The sequence below is a fragment of the Aquitalea sp. USM4 genome (assembly GCF_004328945.1).
GTDB classification, from domain to species: Bacteria; Pseudomonadota; Gammaproteobacteria; order Burkholderiales; family Chromobacteriaceae; genus Aquitalea; species Aquitalea pelogenes.
In genome coordinates, this window is the sequence record NZ_CP029539.1 from 2,505,326 (window position 1) to 2,524,255 (window position 18,930).

The 18,930-nt window shown below is 61.3% G+C and carries 20 protein-coding genes; 10 read left to right on the top strand and 10 right to left on the bottom strand.

Features of this window, described 5'->3' with window-relative positions; genetic code table 11:
• Positions 1–61 precede the first annotated feature (61 nt).
• The 7 genes from DKK66_RS11570 to purM all read right to left on the bottom strand — a co-directional run bounded on the left by DKK66_RS11570 (position 62) and on the right by purM (position 7,131).
• The gene (locus tag DKK66_RS11570) at positions 62–907 is read right to left on the bottom strand and encodes an EAL domain-containing protein (protein WP_082086474.1); all 846 of its coding nucleotides are present in this window, start codon (positions 905–907) and stop codon (positions 62–64) included.
• Positions 908–1,061: 154 nt separating this feature from the next.
• Positions 1,062–1,373 (bottom strand): Grx4 family monothiol glutaredoxin, encoded by a 312-nt coding sequence (gene grxD / locus DKK66_RS11575; RefSeq protein WP_045847283.1) that lies wholly within the window; start codon positions 1,371–1,373, stop codon positions 1,062–1,064.
• Between the two features lie 93 nt (positions 1,374–1,466).
• Positions 1,467–2,825 carry a chloride channel protein gene (locus DKK66_RS11580; protein WP_131358197.1) on the bottom strand — a complete coding sequence of 453 codons (1,359 nt, stop codon included), beginning with the start codon at positions 2,823–2,825 and terminating at the stop codon, positions 1,467–1,469.
• A 105-nt stretch (positions 2,826–2,930) separates the two neighbouring features.
• Positions 2,931–4,184 (bottom strand): RsmB/NOP family class I SAM-dependent RNA methyltransferase, encoded by a 1,254-nt coding sequence (locus tag DKK66_RS11585; protein ID WP_207389891.1) that lies wholly within the window; start codon positions 4,182–4,184, stop codon positions 2,931–2,933.
• Between the two features lie 5 nt (positions 4,185–4,189).
• On the bottom strand, positions 4,190–5,356 hold the full coding sequence (locus DKK66_RS11590) for a DUF3108 domain-containing protein (RefSeq protein WP_131358201.1): 1,167 nt from the start codon (positions 5,354–5,356) through the stop codon (positions 4,190–4,192).
• Positions 5,357–5,369: 13 nt separating this feature from the next.
• Positions 5,370–5,999, bottom strand: coding sequence for a phosphoribosylglycinamide formyltransferase (gene purN, locus DKK66_RS11595; RefSeq protein ID WP_131358203.1), 630 nt, complete (start codon positions 5,997–5,999; stop codon positions 5,370–5,372).
• A gap of 94 nt (positions 6,000–6,093) precedes the next feature.
• A complete protein-coding gene (purM, locus tag DKK66_RS11600; RefSeq protein WP_062788176.1) occupies positions 6,094–7,131 on the bottom strand; it encodes a phosphoribosylformylglycinamidine cyclo-ligase in 1,038 nt (345 codons plus the stop codon).
• Between the two features lie 304 nt (positions 7,132–7,435).
• Here purM and hda point away from each other — a divergent pair, with 304 nt between their 5' ends.
• The 6 genes from hda to DKK66_RS11630 all read left to right on the top strand — a co-directional run bounded on the left by hda (position 7,436) and on the right by DKK66_RS11630 (position 12,007).
• A complete protein-coding gene (gene hda, locus DKK66_RS11605; protein ID WP_045847287.1) occupies positions 7,436–8,113 on the top strand; it encodes a DnaA regulatory inactivator Hda in 678 nt (225 codons plus the stop codon).
• Positions 8,110–8,796: an HAD family phosphatase gene (locus tag DKK66_RS11610; RefSeq protein WP_045847288.1), complete on the top strand. Its 687-nt coding sequence runs from the start codon at positions 8,110–8,112 to the stop codon at positions 8,794–8,796. Before hda ends, DKK66_RS11610 begins: the two co-directional genes overlap by 4 nt.
• A 64-nt stretch (positions 8,797–8,860) precedes the next feature.
• Positions 8,861–9,739 (top strand): ATP-binding protein, encoded by an 879-nt coding sequence (locus DKK66_RS11615; RefSeq protein ID WP_045847289.1) that lies wholly within the window; start codon positions 8,861–8,863, stop codon positions 9,737–9,739.
• A complete protein-coding gene (locus tag DKK66_RS11620; RefSeq protein WP_131358205.1) occupies positions 9,736–10,617 on the top strand; it encodes a DMT family transporter in 882 nt (293 codons plus the stop codon). Before DKK66_RS11615 ends, DKK66_RS11620 begins: the two co-directional genes overlap by 4 nt.
• Positions 10,618–10,634: 17 nt before the next feature.
• Entirely contained in the window at positions 10,635–11,576 is a 942-nt protein-coding gene (locus tag DKK66_RS11625) for a Nudix family hydrolase (protein ID WP_131358207.1), read from the top strand.
• A gap of 2 nt (positions 11,577–11,578) precedes the next feature.
• Positions 11,579–12,007: a hypothetical protein gene (locus DKK66_RS11630; protein WP_062788167.1), complete on the top strand. Its 429-nt coding sequence runs from the start codon at positions 11,579–11,581 to the stop codon at positions 12,005–12,007.
• 169 nt (positions 12,008–12,176) lie between these two features.
• Here the strand turns inward: DKK66_RS11630 and ubiA are convergent, their stop codons facing one another.
• Positions 12,177–13,049 (bottom strand): 4-hydroxybenzoate octaprenyltransferase, encoded by an 873-nt coding sequence (ubiA, locus tag DKK66_RS11635; protein WP_131358209.1) that lies wholly within the window; start codon positions 13,047–13,049, stop codon positions 12,177–12,179.
• Positions 13,046–13,567, bottom strand: a complete 522-nt coding sequence (locus DKK66_RS11640) for a chorismate lyase (RefSeq protein ID WP_242673486.1) — start codon at positions 13,565–13,567, stop codon at positions 13,046–13,048. Before DKK66_RS11640 ends, ubiA begins: the two co-directional genes overlap by 4 nt.
• Positions 13,568–13,739: 172 nt before the next feature.
• Between DKK66_RS11640 and DKK66_RS11645 the strand changes: the two genes are divergently transcribed.
• From DKK66_RS11645 to DKK66_RS11655, 3 genes are all read left to right on the top strand, one after another.
• The gene (locus DKK66_RS11645) at positions 13,740–14,096 is read left to right on the top strand and encodes a CidA/LrgA family protein (RefSeq protein WP_045847635.1); all 357 of its coding nucleotides are present in this window, start codon (positions 13,740–13,742) and stop codon (positions 14,094–14,096) included.
• Complete coding sequence (locus tag DKK66_RS11650) at positions 14,093–14,806, top strand: LrgB family protein (protein ID WP_131358213.1); 714 nt, start codon at positions 14,093–14,095, stop codon at positions 14,804–14,806. Before DKK66_RS11645 ends, DKK66_RS11650 begins: the two co-directional genes overlap by 4 nt.
• Before the next feature lie 157 nt (positions 14,807–14,963).
• A complete protein-coding gene (locus DKK66_RS11655) occupies positions 14,964–15,431 on the top strand; it encodes a histidine phosphatase family protein (protein WP_242673487.1) in 468 nt (155 codons plus the stop codon).
• Between the two features lie 185 nt (positions 15,432–15,616).
• Here DKK66_RS11655 and metE read toward each other — a convergent pair whose 3' ends face one another.
• On the bottom strand, positions 15,617–17,899 hold the full coding sequence (gene metE / locus DKK66_RS11660) for a 5-methyltetrahydropteroyltriglutamate--homocysteine S-methyltransferase (protein WP_131358215.1): 2,283 nt from the start codon (positions 17,897–17,899) through the stop codon (positions 15,617–15,619).
• Positions 17,900–18,009: 110 nt separating this feature from the next.
• Here metE and DKK66_RS11665 point away from each other — a divergent pair, with 110 nt between their 5' ends.
• The gene (locus tag DKK66_RS11665; protein ID WP_193394062.1) at positions 18,010–18,927 is read left to right on the top strand and encodes a LysR family transcriptional regulator; all 918 of its coding nucleotides are present in this window, start codon (positions 18,010–18,012) and stop codon (positions 18,925–18,927) included.
• The last annotated feature ends 3 nt before the right edge of the window (positions 18,928–18,930 follow it).

The following is an 18,930-nucleotide window of genomic DNA, read 5'->3' on the forward strand; positions in this document are numbered from 1 at the left end:
AGATATGCGAAACCGGCCTTGTTGCCGCGGCCGGTCTTTGAATGAGGTATGGGGCGGTATTCTACCGCTTTTCCCAGCTGGAAATCCACGGGATTAACCCTGATGCAGGCAATGGCGCCGAGCAGATATAACCCTGCACCGCAGTGCACCCTAGTTCCGTCAGGACGGAGAGGTCTCCGGCGTCTTCCACGCCCATGCCAATGGTCTGCAGGCCTTCACGTTGCCCCAGCTCCAGGGCTTCTTGCAGGATGGCACGCAAGTGCTGGTTATCCCCTGCGCCGTGGACAAAGGCCCGGTCGGTTTTCAGGCCGCTGAAGTGACTGGACTTGAGTTTGTCGGTCAGCCCCACGCCAATGCCGAACTCATCCACCATCACGCCAAAACCGGCCTGGCGCAGTGTAGCCAGCTGGGTGTCGGCTACCGTCCAGTGCTGGCGCAAGGTGCTCTCGGAAAACTCCAGCGTCAGGTTGGCTGGGGTCAAGCCGGCCAGACGTGTTTTCTGGGTAAGATGGGAGGTCAGTTGCGGGTCGGCCAGCAATTGGGCCGAGAGGTTGATCGATACATTCAGGTCGAAACCCTGATCCAGCCAGTCGCGGCAGGCATACAGGGACTTTTCCAGAATCAGTTCGGTCAGCTCGCGAATCATGCCGCGCTCTTCCATCACCGGCACAAAGGTGATGGGGGACAGCACGCCCAGCGCCGGGTGACGCCAGCGCGCCAGCGCCTCGGCACCGATCACGCGGCGGGTCTGGATGTTCACAATCGGCTGGAAATACGGTACCAGCTGGTCGTTGACCAGGGCTTTCCAGATTTCATCAATCGGCATGGCCGTGCCACCGTTGGCAGTCAACGGGCTGGCGCTTTGGTCCGGAGCGGCATAGAAGCCGTCAGCTTGGGAGGAGGTCATGTCTGTCAGGTATCCGCTACGAAAAGGGCGCTGCCTTGCCTGTCTGTCATGGCTGAATTGTAAGACAGGGAATTCCGGGTGGATATGTTCATCTTCAAAATGCCGCAAAAAAACCCGGCATGGCCGGGCTTTGGAGAATACGGTAGGAACTGGCTTACAGGCCTTCCAGCACCTGTTGCAGTTCGCCGGACTGGTACATCTCGTACATGATGTCCGAACCGCCAATGAATTCACCCTTCACGTACAGCTGTGGAATGGTCGGCCAGTTGGAGAATTCCTTGATGCCCTGGCGGATTTCCGGGTCTTGCAGCACGTCGACGGTCTTGATGGTTTCCACGCCACAGGCTTTCAGGATTTGCACTGCGCGCGAGGAAAAGCCGCACTGCGGGAACTGGGCCGAACCTTTCATGAACAACACAACCGGATTTTCGGTAACGGTCTGCTTGATGATTTCCTGGGTATCCATGGGGAATTCCTTGCTGTGAAAGGGCCGGCGCCGGGCTGACCCTGAATACTTGACTGAATCAATGGGTTATTGTACGTAAGCGGGCCGTTCCGGTCAATTTGCCTGATTACGTGCCCGCAGCTGGTGCAGGAATATCTCGGCCTGGCCGTCATACAAGGCATGCCGGTTCATGAAGCGCGACACATTGGCGGCCACCAGAGCAGTCGCCATCAGCGGGATGATCATGCTGGACGAGGAAGAAGTCATTTCCATCACGATGACAAAACCGGTCATCGGTGCGCGCGTCATGCCGGAGAAAAACGCCACCATGCCCAGCAGCACCATGGCGGCCTGGGGCAAAAACGGCAGCAACAATGACATGTTCAGGCCAAAGCCTGCCCCCACGGCGAGGGAAGGGGCAAACATGCCACCGGGTGCGCCGCTGATATAGGTGATGATCAGTGACAGCAGCTTGAGAATGCCGTATTCCTGCATGCTGCTGCCGCCACCTTCAATGATTTCCTTGGCACGGAAATAGCCGGTGCCAAAGGTAATGCCATCGCTGCCAATGCCGATGACGGCCAGCAGCAAGCCGCAGGCAATGGCAAACAGGATGGGGTAATGGCTGCGCCAGTCATGCAAGGGGCCGGGCAGGCGGTTGGCCAGTGCCAGAATGGCACGTGAAGTCAGCCCGCCGATGATGCCGCCGACGATGCCGCATACCGGAATGGCCATCCAGCCCGAGCGCAACTCCAGCGCGACGGATACCACGCCGAAGTAGTTGTAATCGCCCAGTACGGCAATGGCGGTGATACCGGCCAGAATCACCGATAGCAGGATGGTGGAGCTGGCACGCTGGTCGAAGGTGCGGCCCATTTCCTCGATGGCAAACACGATGCCGGCCAGCGGGGTGTTGAACGCGGCGGCTACCCCGGCGGCGGCACCGGCCAGAATGAAACTGCGTGCCACGCCTTCATGGCGCAAGGCGGCTTCGCGGTTGAGGGAATACTTGATGGCAGCACCCACCTGCACGATGGGGCCTTCATAGCCCATGGTGGAACCACAGCCCACGCCGATCAGCGTCAGCACCATCTTGCCCACGGCAGCCCGCATGGTCAGGATGCGCGCGCGCAGCGCATGCATGCCAGGCTGCATGGCAATGATGGTTTGCGGAATGCCGCCACCACCGGCACCTTCAAAGAAGGTGCGCAGCAGCCAGACGGACAAACCCAGCCCGGCGGGGGTGATCAACAGCGCCCAAAACGGCGATTGATCGTAGATCTGGTAGAACAGCTCGTGCGACAGATGGCTGCCATTGGCAAACACGGCGGCCACCAGGCCGATGAGGATGGCAGCAATCCAGATGGGGGCCCGACGCCGCCACAATCCCACGGACAAATACAGGTATCTCAGGCGGCGGCTTGCGCGCAGACCGTGCTGGCCCAGGCGCCGGGCGACTCTGGAGTCGGACATGGGGGTGGGAACTCCATCGGTTTATCAAGAGAGTAGCAGAGCCGAAACGCAAATCATTCTGGATTGAACAGTATTTTCGATTCTGCTAATACTCTAATGATAAGGTCAATCTGCTTTCCTGACCAGAACCGCGGCAAAGAAACCGTCAGAATTATGCAAATGCGGTTTCAGTTCCAGATAATCACCGATTTGCAGCGGAATTTTCTGTTCGGCCAGCGCGGCATCCATCGGCAGCAGGCTGAAGTCCGGATGTGCGGCCAGGAAGGCTTCCACGATGTCGCGGTTTTCCTGCGGCAGCAGGCTGCAGGTGGCATACACCAGACGGCCGCCCACTTTGACCAGACGGGCTGCCGACGCCAGGATGGCGGTTTGCTTGGCGTTCAGCTCGGCCACGCTTTCCGAGCTCTGGCGGAATTTCAGGTCCGGGTTACGGCGCAGGGTTCCAAGGCCGGAGCAGGGGGCATCCACCAGCACGCGATCCGCCTTGCCGGCCAGACGCTTCACCTTGCTGTCGTTTTCATGTGCCAGCAGTTGCGGATGCACATTGGACAGGCCGGAGCGGGCCAGACGCGGCTTGAGGTTGGCCAAGCGCTTTTCCGACACGTCAAATGCGTACAGGCGGCCGCTGGACGCCATTTGTGCGCCCAGCAGCAGGGTCTTGCCACCGGCACCGGCACAGAAGTCCACCACCATTTCACCACGGCGTGCGCCGGTAATCAGGCCCAAGAGCTGGCTGCCTTCATCCTGCACTTCGATGGCACCGGACTCGAACAGCTCGTACTTGCTCAGCGAGGGCTTGCCTTGCAGACGGATGCCGAGCGGGGAGTACGGAGTAGGTTCGCAGGGCATGCCGTCGGCGCGCAGACGGTCGATGACTTCATCACGCTTCATTTTCAGGGTGTTGACGCGCAGGTCTAGCGGGGCGGGTTCCATCAGGCCCAGGCCCAGTGCCAGCACGTCTTTCGGGTCTTTTTCTGCCAGACGCTCGATCACCCATTCCGGCAGTTCGGCCGCCACAGACAGGCTGTCTTCCAGCGTTTTGCCCTTGACGCCACCGAGCCATTCGCGTTCGCCAGCGCTGGTGCAGTCAGCCATTTCCTTGATATTGAGCTTTTGCAGACGCATCAGCGCCACCATGGCCAGGCGGCGCGGCGTGGCTTTTTCCGGGGCGATGAGGGCGCGGAACTGGATCAGGCGGCGCAGGCAGCCAAAAGCGGTTTCGGCAATCAGGTGACGGTCGTTGGAACCCAGCTTCACGTTTTCGCGGAAGTAGGCGGACAGCACGGCATCGGCCGGACGGTCGAAGCGGGTCATCTGGCCGATGACGGTTTCGATATGTTTCAGTTGGCTATGGCTGATATTCATTAACGGTTATTCCGGGTCATGGGGCGAGCGGGCAGGCGCCATTGCTCGGTGCCGTCAACATTGATCAGCACGGCGCGCAGTTCCACCCGCTTGCTTTTGTCGATGCGCGAAATGCGCACCGGCAGGTTGGAGAAATCCGGAGCCAGCCAGAATTCGGTGATGTCGTCCTCGCCCTTGGCGCGGAACACTATCACCCGGATCTTGCCGGAGCCGGTGTCGTAATCGGTTTCGCCACTGGGGGTCATCGGATAGTCGTAGACCTTTTTCCCGGTGGTGATCTGTAGCGGGGCAGTGCCAAGCTGGCCGCCCTTCAGGCCCAGCTGGAAAGCCAGGCTGAATACATCCTGCGCCCCGCTGCGCAAGGCGACTTCCTTGTCGCCCTGGTCGCCAAAATGCAGCATGCCGGCAGACCAGTCAAAGCGGGCGGATTCTTTGGCATCCTGACCTACCCAGGCTTGCAGGCTATCCGGTTGCAGGCCTTGTTTGCCCAGCTGCCCTTGCGAAAGGTAGCGCCGATTTCCGCCCACCAGCGGATTGAAGCGGATTTCCAGCGTGTAGCGGTGGCCATCCTGTTGCCAATCCAGACCGCCGCTGCCCACCATCGCACCATTATAGAAGGTCTGGTAGCCAAGTTTGGCCCGCGCCGGGAAGCGGTGCAGTGCGCTGGCCGGGGTCAGATAACCGGCCGGCCTGTCGTTGTTGCTGGCTCCCGGCGCGCTGGCTTCTGCTGCCTTGGCGTGTTCTTCCGGCTTTGATGCCGGCGGTTCTGCCTCCGGCATGCTGGCCTCGGCACGCTTGCTGCTTTCTGTGGCCGGCTGGCTGGCATCGGCCAGCTCGGCAGGATGCTCTGCCGCTTTGTCCGCTACGGTGTCTGTCCTGGCCTGCGCACCTGAAGCGTCGCGTTTGCGCTTGTGCTTTCTGGCTGCCGGATGATGTGTGACCGCGCCGCCAGCCGGGCCGACAGGCCGCAGCCGGGCAGTGGGTACTGCGGGTGGTGCCGGTGTGTCCAGTGCCAGTGCCTGCATCTTGACGTCAATCTTGCGCAGCGCCTGATCGGGCGGCAGTTCGATGACGGCATCGGGCAGCAGGCCCGAGCCCAGCATGGTCAGATGCACCAGTACTGAGAGCAGCAAGGCAAGGGCAAAGACCCGCAGCGGTGTCTTCATGCTGATGCCGGAATTACGGCGCCGGGGCCATCAGGCTGCCGGGCGGCTGGTCTGGCGAGGCCACGCGGCCATCAATAATGTTCAGTTCATCGGCGACAAAACGGCGTACGGCATCGGGGTAGAGCTGGTGTTCCAGCTGCAATACCCGCGCGGCCACGCTGTCCGGGGTGTCATCCGGCAGCAGGCTGACCACGCCTTGCGACACGATGGGGCCGTGATCCAGTTCGGCCGTGACAAAGTGCACGGTACAACCTGCCACCTTGCAGCCCATTTCCAGCGCCCGCGCGTGGGTATGCAGGCCGGGGAAGGCCGGCAGCAGCGAGGGGTGGATGTTGAGCATGCGGCCTTCGTAACGACGGGTGAAGCCGGCGGTCAGAATGCGCATGAAACCGGCCAGCACCACCAGCTGCGGCTGGAAGCCATCAATGACCTGGGCCAGTGCGGCATCGAAGTCCTCGCGGCTGGCATAGGCCTTGTGGTCCACCACGGCCGTGGCAATGCCACGCTCGGCGGCCCAGGCGAGGCCAGCGGCATCAGGGCGATTGGATATCACCGCCGCAATGCATGCGCCGGGGATATTGGCGTCGACAATGGCCTGCATATTGGAGCCACGGCCGGAAATCAGGATGACGATATTCTTCATGGGTCAACATGTCTGCGGCAGCCACAATGCCTGCCGGTAAAAAAACAAGCGCCGCCAGCAGTGCTAGCGGCGCCGTTCGGTGTCACTGCCGGACTCAGGAAATCTGGGTCTGGTGTTCGTCACCATTGCGGGCGCGCACAGTGCCCAGGCGATGTACGGTTTCGCCTTCCTGCTGCAGCAGGGCAGTGGCAGCAGCCACGTGCTCTTCGGCCACAATCACGACCATGCCGATGCCACAGTTGAAGGTGCGGTACATTTCCTGGCTGTCCACATTGCCTTCTTTTTGCAGCCACTGGAACAGCTTGGGCAGCTCCCAGCTGTTTGCATCCAGTTGGGCGACAACATTGTCCGGCAGTACGCGCGGCGTGTTTTCGGTGATGCCGCCGCCGGTGATGTGGGCCATGCCTTTTACCGGCAGGGTCTGCATCAGCTTGAGCAGCGGTTTCACGTAGATGCGGGTCGGCGCAATCACGGCGTCGCGCAGGCTCTTGTCGCCATCAAAGGCGGCGTCCAGATCCGGCTGGGCGCGGTCGATGATCTTGCGAACCAGACTGTAGCCGTTGGAATGCACACCGTTGGAACCCAGGCCCAGGACAACATCGCCCGGTACGATGGTACGGCCGGTGATCACCTGGCTTTTTTCCACCACGCCGACGGCAAAGCCGGCCAGATCGTATTCGCCCACCGGGTACATGCCCGGCATTTCAGCGGTTTCGCCGCCGATCAGTGCACAACCGGCTTGTTCGCAACCGGCGGCAATGCCCTTGATGACGTCAGTGGCTTGCGGTACGTCCAGCTTGCCGCAGGCGAAGTAATCCAGGAAGAACAGCGGCTCGGCGCCCTGTACCAGGATGTCGTTCACGCTCATGGCGACCAGATCGATGCCGACGGTGTCGTGGCGGTTCCAGTCAAAGGCGAGTTTCAGCTTGGTGCCCACGCCATCGGTGCCGGAAACCAGGACGGGCTCTTTGTACTTTTTGGAAATTTCCACCAGTGCGCCGAAACCGCCGATACCGCCGAGAACTTCCGGGCGCATGGTGCGCTTGGCATAGGGCTTGATGTTTTCGACGAGCGCGTCGCCGGCGTCGATATCCACGCCTGCATCACGGTAACTGAGGGACTGGGTGCTCAAGGTAAACTCGCTTTCTGCTAACTTGAAGTATTTTCACGTCAAGCTTTCGCTGATGCGAAAGCACTGTATTTTAACTGAATTTCCTCGGGAAAGCTGCGCTAAGTTTGCAATGTGTTGTCCGGATGTGTGCCGGGCAGGCTGGGGGAGTGGCAGTTGGCAGGGTGCGCAGGCGCGGTGGGAGCATGCAGACTGGCGATTTTATACAACAACAAGCACTAAACAAATGCCATGCAGCGGTTTCGCCAAGCAGGCATCTCAGCGTAAAATTGCAGCCTGACTTCAATCGGCCCACACGACCTTACTCTTGGACCAGCTAGTACTAGACCTGACCCCCACGCCGCTGCCGGCTTTCGACAATTTCCTGGCCCAGCGCAACCGCGAGGTGATTACCGCCCTCACGGCGGAGGATGGCGAGCGTTTCATCTATCTGTGGGGTGAACCCGGCAGCGGCAAGACGCACCTGTTGCAAGCCTGGATTGCCCATGCCGAGCGGCTGGGGCGTGCTTCCATTTATCTGGATGGCCAGAAAGAGCATTTGCCGGACTTCGCCCGCGAAGCCAGCTTCATTGCGGTTGACCATGTCGACGACCTGGCACCGGACGACCAGATCACCCTGTTCTCTTTTTATAACTCCCTGAAGGAGAGCGGCGAAGGCCGCCTGCTGATGGCCGGGCGCAAGCCGCCGATGGCCGCCGCCGTGCGTGACGACCTGCGTACCCGCCTGGGCTGGGGACTGGTGCTGGAAGTAAAGGCCCTGTCTGACGACGACAAGCTGGCCGCGCTGCGCACCCATGCCGCCAACCGCCAGCTGGCGATTGCCGACGATGTATTCCGTTACCTGCTTACCCACTGGCGGCGCGACCTGTCCAGCCTGATCGGCATGCTGGACATGCTGGACCGCTATTCGCTGGCGCTGCGCCGCCCCATCACCGTGCCGCTGGTGAAAAACGTTTTGCAAACCGCGAGTTCTTCCGACACATGACCCAAGCACGCAATCTGGCCCTGTTTGACCTGGACAACACCCTGCTGATCGGCGACTCCGATTTCGAATGGCCGCGCTTCCTGATCAAGCGCGGCATTGTGGATCAGGCTTACTACGACCACCGCAACAACCATTTCTACGAACAGTACAAGGCCGGCACGCTGAATATCGGCGAATATCTGGAATTTGCGCTGGAACCGCTCACCCGCTACGACAATCAGGAACTGGCGGCACTGCATGCGGCTTATATGGATGAGCATATCCGCCCCATCATTCCGCAAGCCGCGCGTGACCTGCTCAACCTGCATCGCCAGCAGGGTGATGAAATCCTCATCATCACCGCCACCAACCGCTTCATCACCGGCCCCATCGCGGCCGAACTGGGCGTGGATGACGAACACCTGATTGCCATCGACCTGGAACGCACCGCCGATGGTCGTTACACCGGCAAGCACACCGGCGTACCCAGCTTCCAGGCCGGCAAGATCACCCGGCTGGAAATGTGGCTGGCCGAACGTGGCCAGACGCTGGCCAGCTATGGCCGCAGCTTCTTCTATAGCGATTCGCACAACGACCTGCCCTTGTTGTCCATCGTCAGCAACCCGGTGGCAGTCGACCCGGACGACACCCTGCGCCAGCATGCCAAGGAGCAGGGCTGGCCGATCATCAGCCTGCGTGGCTGACATAGCGCATCAATAGTTCAGACAGTCTGGCTACGGCCAGACTGTTTTTGTATGGAGAGATGATATGGAGCAACTGCAAGCATTCCTGGCCCGCGCCGAAGCCCTGCTGGCCCGTCTCGAACCCTTGCTGCCCCCGGCCCGGCCCGAGCCGGACTGGAGTGCAGCGGCCTACCGCTGGCGGCGTCAGGGCATGGCCGGCTGGCTGGAGAGTGTCAACGAGCCGCACACCCTGCCGCTGGCACGGCTGACCCATATCGACAATCAGCTCAAGCTCTTGGTGCGCAACACCCGCCAGTTCGTCAAGGGAAAACCGGCCAACAATGTGCTGCTGACCGGTGCGCGTGGCACCGGCAAATCGTCACTGGTAAAAGCCTTGCTGCCGGAATTTGCCGACAAGGGCCTGCGCATCATCGAGGTGGACAAGGAGCATTTGTCCGACCTGGCCCAGATCATGGCGCTGGTGGCCGGTCGCAAGGAGCGTTACATCCTGTTCTGCGACGACCTGTCGTTTGAAGACGGTGATGACGCCTACAAGGCACTGAAAACCGCGCTGGATGGCGGCCTGGCCCGCCGGGCGGAAAACATGCTGGTGTATGCCACCTCCAACCGCCGTCACCTGATGCCGGAAAAACACAGCGAAAACCGCGAAGGCTGGGTCAGCGATGGCGAAATCCATCCGGGCGAAGCCATCGAAGAAAAAGTGTCGCTGTCGGACCGCTTCGGCCTGTGGCTGTCGTTTTATCCGTTTGATCAGGACGCTTACCTCGCTGCGGTCAAAACCTGGCTGGAGCATTTCCAGCTGCCGATGGACAGCGAAGCCGAACGCGCCGCCCTGCAATGGAGCCAGCTGCGCGCCAGCCGTTCCGGCCGGGTAGCCTGGCAGTTTGCCAATGACTGGGCCGGGCGTAGCGCCAAGGAACGCAAGGCGGAGCTGGGCAAGTGAGCTTGACGGCCGCTGCCAGCATGCCGTCGCAGCACAAGGCGCGCGGCATCCTGCTGTACAGCCTGGCCATCTTTTTGCTGGCGGTGATGGATGCCAGCGCCAAATGGCTGACCCATGGCTATCCGGTGGGGGAGATCATCTTCTTCCGCTCGCTGTTTGCCCTGCCCATCCTGCTGGTGCTGGGCTTGCGTCATAGCAGCGCACCGGCCCGGCTGCTGGCTACCGCCCATCCGTGGCAGCATCTGCTGCGTGGCATGGTGGTGCTGGTCACCATCGTCACTTTCTTCATTGCCTTGCGCCATCTGCCCCTGGCCACGGTGACGGTGATCACCCTGTCCAACCCGGTGTTCATGCTCTTGCTCAGCCTGGTATGGCTGAGCGAGCGCGTTGGGCGGCGGCAATGGCTGGCGGTGGTACTGGGCCTGCTGGGTGTGCTGGTGGTGTGTGGCTGGTCCGGCCTGCAGTTCAATGTCTACAGCCTGCTGGCGGTGGGTTCTGCCTTGTCTTATGCCCTGGCCTCACTGCTGACGCGCCAGCTGTCGGCCACCGACAGCCCGGCCACCATTGCCATGCTGGGAACGCTGATCATGCTGGTAGTCAGTGCGCTGACCGCCGGCAGCGACTGGCAGCTGCCCGGCTGGGGCGACTGGCTGGTACTGCTGTTGCTGGGCCTGAGCGGCGGGGTGGCCAATTTCGTCAACGCCCTGTCGCTACGCTATGTGCAACTGTCGGCGGTGGCGCCGCTGGAGTACAGCATCCTGCTGTGGGCGGCCGCACTGGGCTATCTGTTTTTTGGTGAAATGCCCGGCATCACCACCTGGCTGGGCGGTGCACTCATCATCGCCAGCGGCGTGGTGGTGGCCCGCGAGAAACATTAAGGCAAACAATAATCAACATGCATTCCGACAAGAAAATCATCGAAGTGGTGGCGGGCGCGCTGATGCGACCGGATGGCAGCTTCATGCTGGGCAGCCGGCCGGAAGGCAAGCCCTATGCCGGTTACTGGGAGTTCCCCGGCGGCAAGGTGGAGCCGGGCGAAAGCGCCATGCAGGCGCTGGTGCGCGAGCTGCAAGAAGAAATGGCCATCACGGTGACCCATGCCACGCCCTGGCTGACCCGGGTGCATCACTACGAACATGCATCGGTACGTTTGCATTTCTTCCGGGTATGGGACTGGCAGGGCGAGCCGCAACCGCAGGAGGGACAGCAGTTTGCCTGGCAAGCGCCAGACCAGATCAGTGTCGAGCCCATGCTGCCGGCCAACGGGCCTATCCTCAAATCTCTGCAACTGCCTGCCGTCTATGCCATCACTTGCGCGCATGAAATTGGCGTGGCCGCCCAGTTGCAAGCCTTGGCCGCTGGCCCTGCATACGGGCTGGTACAGGTGCGTGAACCGGACATGAACCGGCAGCAGTTGCAGGCCTTCGTCACGGAGGTAGCTGCCATCGTGCATGCGCGCGGCGGCAAGGTGGTGGTGAATGCCGAGCCGGACTGGCTGGCCGGCTGGCCGGTGGATGGCGTGCATCTGAATGGCACCCGTCTGCGACATCTGGCACTGCGGCCGGATTTTGACTGGGTGGGCGCTTCGGTGCATTCGGCTGAGGAATTGCAACAGGCGGCAGCGCTCGGCCTGGATTACGCCTTGCTTGGACACGTCCAGCCCACGGCCAGCCACCCTGGCGTCACGCCACTGGGCTGGCAAGGCTTTACGGTGGTATTGGCAGATGGCATCCCGCTGCCGGTGTATGCGCTGGGTGGTTTGCAGCAGCAGGATCTGCCACGAGCCCGCCAGCATGGTGCGCACGGGGTGGCGCTGATGCGAGGGGCATGGCAATGACGATGAATCTCAAACAGAAAAAACTGCTGTTGATTGGCGTAGCCCTGATATTGCTGGCGGCACTCAAGGGTGGGCTGATCTGGTGGTATTTCCAGCACAAGCAACAAGCCGCTGTGCCGGAGTCGCTGGCCTGCAATGTCACACAGGGGGCGTGCAGCCTGCCGGACGGCGGCAGCCTGCGTTTTGTCACGCCTCCGCAAAACGGCAAGCCTTTTGTCATGCGGCTGGAAGGGGTGACTGCCAGCGAACCCAGCGTGGAGTTCGCCATGGCAGACATGGACATGGGGTTCAATCGCTACCGCTTTGTGGCGGATGGCGCCAACTGGCAAGCCCGCATCACCCTGCCGGTATGTGCCACGGGCAGCCGTCACTGGATTGCCACCCTGCATCTGGGGGAGAAGGCTTACAGCCTGCCGTTCCAGGCGCAGTAGCGCAAGTATCGTTCAGCACGCAAAGGCTCCGGGAGGGGCCTTTTTTGTTGAGGGCCAAGCAAAGATCTCTTTCCTGTCCGCCGCGCGGAGGCGGCACTCAAAACCCTCATCCGCTTAAGCGGATGCAAAACCGGTTTTAACTTTGACCGCCCACTATGCGGCTACACTTTCACTTCAACAGATAGCTGAGCACGATACCTGCCATCAGCACCGCACCGACGCGGTTATTGTCCAGAAAAGCCTTGAAACACAGCCCTCGGTCGCGGGTGCGGATTTCCAGATACTGCTTGGCAATCAAGCCCAGGCTGATAGCCAGCGCAGCAAAGAAGGGCCAGCCCAGGCTCAGGTGCAGGCCGATACCGGTCATCATGCTGATGAACACGGCGTGGCACAGCATGATGCCGGTGACGTCGTGATCGCCAAAAGTGATGGCCGAGGTCTTGATACCGATTTTCAGGTCATCCGGCTTGTCGGCCATGGCATAGGCGGTGTCGTAAGCCACGGTCCAGAAGGCATTGGCCAGCAGCAGCAGCCAGGCCAGTGCGGGAACGTGATTGTTGAGCGCGGCAAAGGCCATGGGAATGCCAAAAGAGAAGGCAATCCCCAGATAGGCCTGCGGCATGGGGAAGAAACGCTTGGTAAAGGGATAGCTGGCGGCCACGAAAACCGCTGGCACGCTCATCAACCAAGTCAGCTGGTTGAGCGGCAGGATCAGCAGGAAGGAGAGAATGGCCAGCACCAGGGCCAGCAGCAGCGCTTCGCGCTCGGTCACCGCGCCACGGGCAAACGGGCGCTGGCTGGTGCGCTCTACATGCATGTCGTAGTGGCGGTCGGCATAGTCGTTGATGACGCAGCCGGCGGAGCGCATCAGGAAGGTGCCGACCACGAAAATCAGCACTACCAGCGGGTCCGGCTTACCGTTACCGGCGATCCACAGCCCCCACAGGGTAGGCCACAGCAGCAGCAAGGTGCCGATGGGCTTGTCCATGCGCATCAGTTGCTTGTAAACGGTGTAGCGGTCTTTCAGGGCGTGCAGTGTCATCGGGCAAAGTCTTTCAGGGCGGGCAGGAACACCTCGCACACCACCATGGGGGCGTCATCCAGCACAAAACGGCAGCGACGTGCGCTGAGGTTGTCGGCCTGGGCTGGGCTGGCCTGATACAGCGGATGGCTGCTGTCCAGTTGCCGGTAATGCAGGGGGGCGCGTTGCAGTTGCGGCAGGCCGCCAAACAGGGTGAAACCCAGCGAGCGGCTGCCCCGGTCCAGAATCGGCTGCCATACCGGGCAGTCCAGCCGGGCAATGCTGCGGGCATAGACAACCGGTACCTCGTCCAGGGTCAGTAACACATGACGCGCATACAGCGGTTGGTCCGGGGCGATGCCCAGCAGGGCGGGTTCATCGGCATGGGCCGGGCTGCTGCCCTGGCTGAGCGGTTGCACCGCAAAGCGGTGGCCGGTGGCCAGCAGCCGTTCGGTGAGCGAGCCGGGCTCGGTGACAAAACCGAGCAGGGCCGGGGGGAGGGCGGGTGGCTGCGGCAGCCAGTGTGAATCCTCGATCATGGCGCGCATTATGCCAAAGCCGGACGATGCTTGTCCTGTTTGTCGCCTGTAATACGACAATACGCTTGCCTGTTTATTTCACCGCCGGGCTGCGACAGGTATGATGAAAGCCCCTGTTCTTGCCCTTTGCCGGACTTGTGTCAGCCATGTTGCCGCAAGCGGAATGACGATCATGATAGAAACCCTGTTGTGGCTGGTAGGCTACCAGCTGGCTGGAGAACTGATCAGCCGCACTTTTTCCCTGCCCTTGCCTGGCCCGGTACTGGGCATGCTGTTGCTGTTTGCCACGCTGGCCCTGCGCAAATCGGTACCGGAAAGCATGAAGCTGAATGTGCCGCGCTTTCTGTCGCATCTGTCTCTATTGTTCATTCCGGCCGGAGCTGCGGTGCTGGCCTACCGTGATTTGCTGGCCGGATTTGGCTGGCAGCTGATTGTGGTGCTGGTGCTGTCCACCACCTTGACCCTGCTGCTGCCCGGCCTGTTGCTCAAGCTGCTGCTGGCGCGCCATCGACACCAGGAGGGCGCATGAATACCGATGCTGCCCTCAGCGTGATCCGCACCTCTCCCTTGACCGGGGTGTTTGTCACCTTGCTGGCCTACAAGCTGGCGGTGTTGTTCAACCGCCGCTGCAAGGGGCATCCCTTGTCCAATCCGGTGCTGATCGGTGTGTTGCTGTTGCTGGTCTGGTTGCTGGCCACCGGCACCAGCTACCGCGATTACATGAAGGGCGGGGTGATGGTGCAGATGCTGCTGGGCCCGGCCACGGTGGCACTGGCCGTGCCGCTGTATGGCAATCTGTCGCGGTTGAAGCGTGCCGCCGGCCCCCTGGCCATCACCATCGGGTTTGGTGGACTGGTGGGGATTGTCAGTGCGGTAGGAGTGGGCTGGCTGCTGCAATTGCCGCAGCAGGTGTTGCTGTCGCTCACCACCCGTGCCGTTACCACGCCCATCGCCATGAGCGTGTCGCAGGGCATTGGCGGCATTCCGGAGTTGTCCGCCATGTTCGTGATTTTGTCCGGCATATTCGGTGCGGTCATCGTCAAACCCTTGTTCAATCTGCTGGGCTTGCGCGATGACATGGTGCTGGGAACGGCAACCGGGATTTCCGCTCACGGCATTGGCACGGCCAGGGTGTTTCAGTTGTCGGAAACGGCGGGTGCCTTTGCTGGCCTCGCCATGGGGCTGAATGGTGTGGTGACGGCCATTCTGGTGCCCTTGCTGGCACCTTTGCTGCACTAGGCCGGGCTGGCTAGGTGTTTGTCCGACATGCAGCTGACACAAGGCTGGTGTAGGCTGCCGGTCTGCTGTCATGCTCTGGGATACAGGCATGTCGTGCGGCACTACAAGGCGGGTTTACCTTGTCGTGATGCCGCACCAACAACAATAACGGAGGTGAATGATGGATCTGATTCTATGGCGCCACGCCGAGGCAGAAGAGGGCTCGGATGATCTGGCGCGCGCACTGACGCGCCGTGGTCAGCAACAGGCCAGCCAGATGGCCGCTTGGCTGCGCGACCGTCTGCCGCGCGATTTTATCTTGCTGGCATCGGAAGCCAAACGCTCGCAGCAAACCGCAGCGCTGCTGAGCAAGCGTTACACCGTGTTGCCGGAACTGAACCCGGATGCCTCGATCGAGGCGGTGATGCAGGCCGTTAACTGGCCTGAGGCAGGCAAGACCATCGTGCTGGTGGGGCATCAGCCTTATATCGGACGCCTGTCTGCCCAGCTGCTGGGCGAGCAGCCCTTGCTGTGGAGTGTGAAGAAAGGGGCGGTGTGGTGGTTGAGCCACCGCGTGCGCCACGATCTGGAGCAAGTGCGGCTGAAGGTGATGATGACACCGGGCATGCTGACGCCCAATGAGTGATGCAGTCACCGGCTTGTGAAAAAAACCGCCTGTATGGCGGTTTTTTCATACTGTCGCAGATAAAAAGAGGGCTCCCGAAGGAGCCCTTGATCAGCGGGTACCAAGCGGGCCGGGGGTGGGCCCTGAGAGAGAGTCTTGGTAAGTAAATACTAGAAATAGTTTTTACAAATTGCAATAGATGACGGTCAGTCTGTCGTTGCTGCCAGCTGTTGGCGCAGGTTTTTTGCCACAGCCACCATGCGTTGCAGCGCGGCTTCCACTTCCGGCCAGCTGCGGGTTTTCAAGCCGCAATCCGGGTTCACCCACAAGCGCCTGGCCGGTATCACCTGCAAGGCCTGTTCCAGCAATGCCGTCATTTCGTCGGCGCGCGGTGTGCGCGGGCTGTGGATGTCGTAAACACCGGGGCCGATCTGATTGGGATAATGGAAACGGGCAAAGTCCTGCAACAGCGCCATGTCCGAACGCGAGGTTTCAATGGTGATCACGTCGGCATCCAGGGCGGAAATCTGCGGCAGGATGTCGCCAAAGGCCGAGTAGCACATATGGGTGTGAATCTGCGTGCTGTCATCCAGGCGCCAGCTGCATAGCCGGAAGGCTTCGCCCGCCCAGCGCAGGTAGTCTGCCCGGTCAGCCTTTTTCAGCGGCAGGCCTTCCCGGATGGCCGGTTCGTCAATCTGGATGATGCGGATGCCGGCATTTTCCAGCTCCAGTACTTCATCGTTCAAGGCCAGGGCAATTTGCTTGCATACCGTGCTGCGCGGCAGGTCGTCACGGACAAAGCTCCATTGCAGCAAGGTGACCGGCCCGGTAAGCATGCCTTTGACCGGGCGCTGTGTCAGGCTTTGCGCGTAGACGGCCCAGCTGACGGTCATGGCCTTTGGTCGTGCCACATCGCCCACGATGATGGGCGGCTTGACGCAACGGCTGCCATAGCTCTGCACCCAACCCAGCCGGGTAAACACAAAGCCGTCCAGTTGTTCGCCAAAGTATTCCACCATGTCGTTACGCTCGGCCTCGCCATGCACCAGCACGTCCAGGCCCAGCGCTTCCTGACGGCGGATGGCCAGTGCGATGTCCTGCTGCATGGCCTGTTGATAGTCGCTTGCAGACAGTTCCCCGCGCTTGAAGGCGGCACGGGCGCTGCGGATGCTGGCAGTTTGCGGAAAGGAACCGATGGTGGTGGTGGGCAGCAGGGGCAGCTGCAGCCAGTCCTGTTGCTGTGCCTCCCGGCTGGCGAAGGGGCTGCGGCGTTGGTCGGCACCGGGCGGCAGCGTGGCCAGCCTGTCCTGCACCGCCGGGCGATGAATCAGCGGGCTGTTGCGGCGCAGTGTTTGCACATGGTCGCTGGCCTGCAGTTCATGCACGATGCTGTTGCGGCCTTGTTCCAGAGCACGCTGCAGCAGCTTGAGCTCATTCAGCTTTTGTACGGCAAAAGCAAGCCAGCTGCGGATGTCGGCATCCATGGTGGTTTCGGCGGCGGCATCTACCGGGCAGTGCAGTAGCGAGCAGCTGGGGGCCAGCCACAGCCGGTCGCCCAGTTGTTCGGCCAGTGGCTCCAGCAGCGCCAGCTGTGCCGACAGATTGCTGCGCCAGATATTGCGTCCATCCACGATGCCGGCGGAAAGAATCTTGTCTGCCGGCCAATGGGCGGCGAAGGCTGCCAGCTGCTCTGGTGCGCGCACCAGGTCCAGATGCAGGCCGGCGACCGGCAATGTGCTGAGCAGGGCGGTGTGCTCCGCCACACTGCCAAAATAAGTGGCCAGCAGGAGGTTCAGCGGAGTGCTGGCCAATTGCTGATAGGCAGTGGCGATGGCTTGCAGCCAGTCGGCGGGCAAGTCCAGTGCCAGGATGGGTTCGTCCAGTTGTACCCAGCTCACGCCGGCTGCGGACAGCTGTTGCAGGATCTGTTCATAGCAGGCCAGCAGTGCGGGCAGCAGTTGCAGCCGGTCAAAATCGCCGCCCTTGCACTTGCCCAGCCACAGCAGGCTGACCGGGCCGATCAGCACCGGCTTGGTACGGATGCCCAGTGCCCGAGCCTCGGCCAGCTGGCTTAGCAAGACCGCCGGGTTGGCGGCAAAGCGGGTGTCGGCATGCCATTCCGGCACCAGGTAGTGGTAGTTGGTATCGAACCATTTGGTCATTTCCAGCGCGGGCTGTTGCTGGTTGCCACGTGCCAGCTGGAAATACTGTTCAGGACTGATGCTGGCCGCCTCAAAGCCGAAGCGGGGCGGGATGGCCCCCACCAGAATCTGCGCATCCAGCACGTGGTCGTACAAGGAGAAGTCGCCCAGCGGTGACAGGGTGATACCGGCACCCTTTTGCAGCAGCCAGTGGCGCTGGCGCAGTTCGCGTGCGCCTTGCTGCAGTGCTTGCTCGTCTATCTGGCCCTGCCAGTAGTTTTCCAGCAGGAATTTCAGTTCGCGTTTGGCGCCGATGCGGGGGAAACCGGCCAGGTGCAGTGTGGTCATGCGGGGCTCCTTGTTGTCAGTGGCTCCAGCATGGTGGTTTTTACTGTATGATTCAAACGCATAATTTTATCGATTTGAATTAATTATTTTCATGATTGGACGGTCCGACTGTGCTGGAACTGCGTCATTTGCGAACCCTGATTGCCTTGCAGGAAACCGGCAGCGTGTCGCTGGCGGCAGAGCGGGTGTTTCTCACCCAGTCCGCCTTGTCGCATCAGCTAAAGCAGCTGGAGGCCTACTATCAGCAGCCCTTGTTCGAACGCAAGACCCAGCCGCTACGCTTTACCCTGGCGGGGGAACGCCTGCTGACGCTGGCGCATGAGCTGCTGGGCCGTGTGGCTGCGGCCGAGCGCGATGTGGCGCGCATTCGCGAAGGCGATGCCGGTGAATTGCGCGTGGCGGTGGAGTGTCACACCTGTTTTGACTGGCTGATGCCGGCCATGGACAGCTACCGCCAGCACTGGCCTGCGGTGGAGCTGGACATCGTGTCCGGCTTTCATGCCGACCCGGTCAGCCTGCTGCTGACCCAAAGGGCGGATCTGGCCATCGTGTCGGAAATGGAAGCGCAAGCCGGTGTGGTGCACCACCCTTTGTTTGCTTACGAGATGGTGGGCATCGTGGCGCGGGATCATCCACTGGCAGAAAAGAAAATCTGGCAGGCGGCAGATTTCGCCGGTGAAACGCTGATCCAGTACCCGGTGCCGGATGACATGCTGGATTTGTGGCGCAAGGTATTGTTGCCTGCCGGGGTGAACCCGCCACGGCGCAGCAGCGAGCTGACGGTGGCCATCATCCAGCTGGTGGCCAGCCGGCGCGGGGTGGCGGCCTTACCGTACTGGGCGGTGCGGCCTTATCTGGAAAAGGGCTATGTGGTGGCGCGTACCATTGGCGATGGCGGCCTGCGCAGCGAGTTGTATGCCGCGGTGCGCAGCGAGGATGCACCGCTTGCCTTCATGCAGGATTTTCTGGCCACGGTACGGGAGCGCAGCTTCGCCACGCTCCCCGGCCTTACCGTACTGGCAGGCTGATCA

What these genes read in the sequence shown, in the direction of transcription:
- DKK66_RS11655 (WP_242673487.1), top strand. Translation starts at nt 14,964, where the DNA reads ATGATGGATCTGATTCTATGGCGCCACGCCGAGGCAGAAGAGGGCTCG.
- ubiA (WP_131358209.1), bottom strand. Translation starts at nt 13,049, where the DNA reads ATGACACTGCACGCCCTGAAAGACCGCTACACCGTTTACAAGCAACTG.
- DKK66_RS11610 (WP_045847288.1), top strand. Translation starts at nt 8,110, where the DNA reads ATGACCCAAGCACGCAATCTGGCCCTGTTTGACCTGGACAACACCCTG.
- grxD (WP_045847283.1), bottom strand. Translation starts at nt 1,373, where the DNA reads ATGGATACCCAGGAAATCATCAAGCAGACCGTTACCGAAAATCCGGTT.
- DKK66_RS11615 (WP_045847289.1), top strand. Translation starts at nt 8,861, where the DNA reads ATGGAGCAACTGCAAGCATTCCTGGCCCGCGCCGAAGCCCTGCTGGCC.
- DKK66_RS11625 (WP_131358207.1), top strand. Translation starts at nt 10,635, where the DNA reads ATGCATTCCGACAAGAAAATCATCGAAGTGGTGGCGGGCGCGCTGATG.
- DKK66_RS11645 (WP_045847635.1), top strand. Translation starts at nt 13,740, where the DNA reads ATGATAGAAACCCTGTTGTGGCTGGTAGGCTACCAGCTGGCTGGAGAA.
- DKK66_RS11640 (WP_242673486.1), bottom strand. Translation starts at nt 13,567, where the DNA reads ATGATCGAGGATTCACACTGGCTGCCGCAGCCACCCGCCCTCCCCCCG.
- DKK66_RS11650 (WP_131358213.1), top strand. Translation starts at nt 14,093, where the DNA reads ATGAATACCGATGCTGCCCTCAGCGTGATCCGCACCTCTCCCTTGACC.
- metE (WP_131358215.1), bottom strand. Translation starts at nt 17,899, where the DNA reads ATGACCACACTGCACCTGGCCGGTTTCCCCCGCATCGGCGCCAAACGC.
- DKK66_RS11570 (WP_082086474.1), bottom strand. Translation starts at nt 907, where the DNA reads ATGACCTCCTCCCAAGCTGACGGCTTCTATGCCGCTCCGGACCAAAGC.
- purN (WP_131358203.1), bottom strand. Translation starts at nt 5,999, where the DNA reads ATGAAGAATATCGTCATCCTGATTTCCGGCCGTGGCTCCAATATGCAG.
- DKK66_RS11630 (WP_062788167.1), top strand. Translation starts at nt 11,579, where the DNA reads ATGAATCTCAAACAGAAAAAACTGCTGTTGATTGGCGTAGCCCTGATA.
- DKK66_RS11590 (WP_131358201.1), bottom strand. Translation starts at nt 5,356, where the DNA reads ATGAAGACACCGCTGCGGGTCTTTGCCCTTGCCTTGCTGCTCTCAGTA.
- DKK66_RS11580 (WP_131358197.1), bottom strand. Translation starts at nt 2,825, where the DNA reads ATGTCCGACTCCAGAGTCGCCCGGCGCCTGGGCCAGCACGGTCTGCGC.